Source organism: Streptomyces coryli (genome assembly GCF_011044975.1).
Lineage (GTDB): Bacteria > Actinomycetota > Actinomycetes > Streptomycetales > Streptomycetaceae > Streptomyces > Streptomyces coryli.
Genome location: NZ_JAAKZV010000458.1, coordinates 1 through 3,020, shown reverse-complemented (window position 1 = coordinate 3,020; position 3,020 = coordinate 1). Strand labels below are relative to the sequence as shown.

At 70.6% G+C, this 3,020-nt stretch carries 3 protein-coding genes; all 3 read left to right on the top strand.

Translation table 11 applies throughout. The features are described 5' to 3' along the window. Positions 1–825: endonuclease/exonuclease/phosphatase family protein (locus G5C51_RS41160; protein WP_165245931.1), on the top strand; the 825-nt coding region annotated here is incomplete at its 5' end. Positions 826–1,046: 221 nt separating this feature from the next. Then, a complete protein-coding gene (locus G5C51_RS41155) occupies positions 1,047–2,144 on the top strand; it encodes a glycosyltransferase family 2 protein (protein WP_165245929.1) in 1,098 nt (365 codons plus the stop codon). Then, on the top strand, positions 2,141–2,536 hold the full coding sequence (locus G5C51_RS41150) for a DnaJ family domain-containing protein (protein WP_165245927.1): 396 nt from the start codon (positions 2,141–2,143) through the stop codon (positions 2,534–2,536). The genes G5C51_RS41155 and G5C51_RS41150 overlap by 4 nt, the downstream gene beginning before the upstream one ends. Positions 2,537–3,020 lie beyond the last annotated feature (484 nt).

Genomic DNA, 3,020 nt, shown 5'->3' with positions numbered 1-3,020 from the left:
CCCTCCGCCGCCGCCTCGGCCGGGACCGCCGCCCGCCCCGCCGCGGGCCGGCAGCTCAAGACGATGTCGTTCAACCTACGCTACGCCTCTGACACCCGGCCCAACTCCTGGTCGGAGCGCCGCCCGGTGATGCGCAGCCTGCTGCGCGAGGAGAGCCCGCACGTCATCGGCACCCAGGAGGGCCTGTACGCCCAGCTGCGCGACATCCACGCCGACCTCGGCGGCGGCTACGACTGGCTCGGCACCGGGCGGATGGGCGGCAGCAAGGACGAGTTCATGGCGGTCTTCTACGACACGGAGCGGCTGGAGCCGGTGGAGTACGACCACTACTGGCTGTCGGACACCCCGTACACGATCGCCTCCACGACGTGGGGCAACGAGATCGTGCGCATGGTCACCTGGATCCGCTTCCACGACCGGGCGACGGACGCGGACTTCTACTTCGTCAACACCCACCTCGACCACCGGAGCCAGCCGTCCAGGGAACGCTCGGCGGCGCTGATCACCAGCCGCTTCGCGGACCTGGACGCGGCGCTGCCGAAGGTGGTGACGGGCGACTTCAATGTGGCCGCGCACAAGAACGTCGTGTACGACACGATGCTCGAGGCGGGCGGCCTGCGGGACACCTGGGACGTGGCGGAGCGGCGCAGCAGGCTGTACGGGACCTTCCACGGGTACAAGGGGCTGGTGCCGGACGGGGACCGGATCGACTGGATACTGGCGACGCCGGGGGTGCGGTGCCGCTATGCGGAGATCAACACGTATGCGCAGGACGGGCAGTTCCCGAGCGATCACCTTCCGGTGCAGGCGCTGCTGGAGCTGTGAGGGGCGGCGCGGTCGGGTGACGAGGTTCTCCACGTTTTCCACAACCGGCAAGTAGTCCACAGCCCGGCGCGGGAGCACCCGCGCCGGGCTTACGTTCGTCGCATCCGAAGCAAGAACACGTACGGCCCGAAGGAGCAGGGGATGCACGGGGGACTGCCGTTCATCGGCTTCAGCACGCTCGTCTACGGCGGCGTCGGGCTCGTCGTCTGGGGGAGCAGGCTATGCGGCGCACTGTCACGGTCATCGTTCCGGCGCACAACGAAGAGGAGGGCCTGCCGGCCACGCTCGAGTCTGTACTGAACCAGACGCTCCGCCCCGACGAGGTCATCGTCGTCGACGACGCCTCGACCGACCGCACGGGAGCGGTGGCGCGCTCGTACGGCGCGACGGTCCTGCGCCCGCCCGCAAACCTGGGCAGCAAGGCCAAGGCGCAGAACCACGCCCTGCCGCACTGCACCACGGACCTGATCCTCGCCGTCGACGCGGACACGGTGCTGGCACCGGACTACCTGGAGCGGGTGGCCCCGGCCTTCGACGACCCCCAGGTCGCCGTGGCCGCCGGCAACGTCCAGACCCGCCACACCCGCACCCTCTGGGAACGCGGCAGATCCACGGAGTACCTCTTCGGCTTCCACTGGCACCGCCCCATCCAGCACGCCGCCGGCAGCCCCATGGTCTGCTCCGGCTGCTGCTCGGTCTTCCGCCGCACGGACCTGGCGGCGGCCGGCGGCTTCCCGGAGCGCACGATCGTCGAGGACATGGACTACACGTGGTCCCAGCAGATCGCGGGCCGGCGGGCGCTGTACGTATCGTCGGCGGTGGCCTGGGCAGCCGACCCGGAGCACCTCACCTACCTGCGCAAACAGCTCCGCCGCTGGATGGCGGGCTTCTGCCAGAACGTCCGCGTACACGCCCGCGACCTGATCCTCCGCAAGCCGATACTGGGCCTCTGGGTCCTCCTGGCGCTACTGGAGATCCTCACGGCCCCGCTGTGGTGGGCGACCCCGTTCGTAGCGGCCTGGACGACAGACACTCCACTCCCAGTGGCCCTGACCTGGTGGACTACGGCCGAACTCCTCCTGACCACCCCGCCCCTCATCTACGCCGCCCACCGCCGCAGACTCCCGCTGGGGACGGTCCTCCTGAACCTCCCCTGCGTCTACGCGAACAAGGCGGTGAACCTCTACTACGCCTGGCGCGGCATCCTCAGCGAGCTGCTCCTGGTCCCGCTGGGCCTCTCCCGCGGCCTGACGGTGTACGAAAAGGGCCGGGCCGACAGCGGCGCGGCCCCGGACCGGGAGGCCACAATGGCCACATGACCGAACGCAAACCACCGGGCGTCGGCTTCGAATCCTGGGTCGACCGCCAGATCCGCGAGGCGGAACAACGCGGCGAGTTCGAGAACCTGCCAGGCAGGGGCAAACCCCTCCGCGGCGAGAGCGAACCGTACGACGAGATGTGGTGGCTCCGCCAGAAAATCGAGGACGAAAACCTCTCCTACGTCCCACCCACACTGGCCCTCCGCAAGGACGACCAGGACGCCCTGGCAGCCGCCCGCAAGGCCCGCTCGGAGCAGGAGGTACGCCAACTGATCACCGACATCAACACCCGCATCCGCGAGGCCATCCGCCACCCGCTGGAGGGCCCACCCCTGAACATGGCCCCACTGGACGTGGAGCGCGTAGTGCGAGAGTGGCGCGCGACCCGCTGACCCGCGCCGGCTGGCTGGAGGGACTCCCCACGCCCTGTTGAGTAGCCGTACTCAAGCCGCGGGAGGCATCTGCGCCCGAGACTGCGGCTATGACGCCGGACCCGGACCGTGACCCTGACCTGCTGGGATCCCTCACCCCTCACGGCCTGCGCACTCCGGCCCGGCTGCACTGGGCAGCCGATCTGCTGGTGGCGTTAGTGGTGCTGGTGGCGGAGACAGCGGTCGTGACAGTGGTCTGGCTCACAACGACTCCGGTAGCCGGCCCGGGGGCGAGCGCTCCGGAGCCGGGCGCCGCGCGGCCGGGTGCCTCGGGGCCGGGCGCGTGGAGGTCGGGCGCGTCGGAGCCGGACGGCCCCTCGGGGCGGGGCACATCGGAACCGGGCACCTCGGGGCCGGGCACATCGGAACCGGGCGGCGCCTCGGGGCCGGGCGCGTCAGGGGCAAGGACTCCCGGGGAGGGCACCCGGGGGGACGGTTCCTGGAC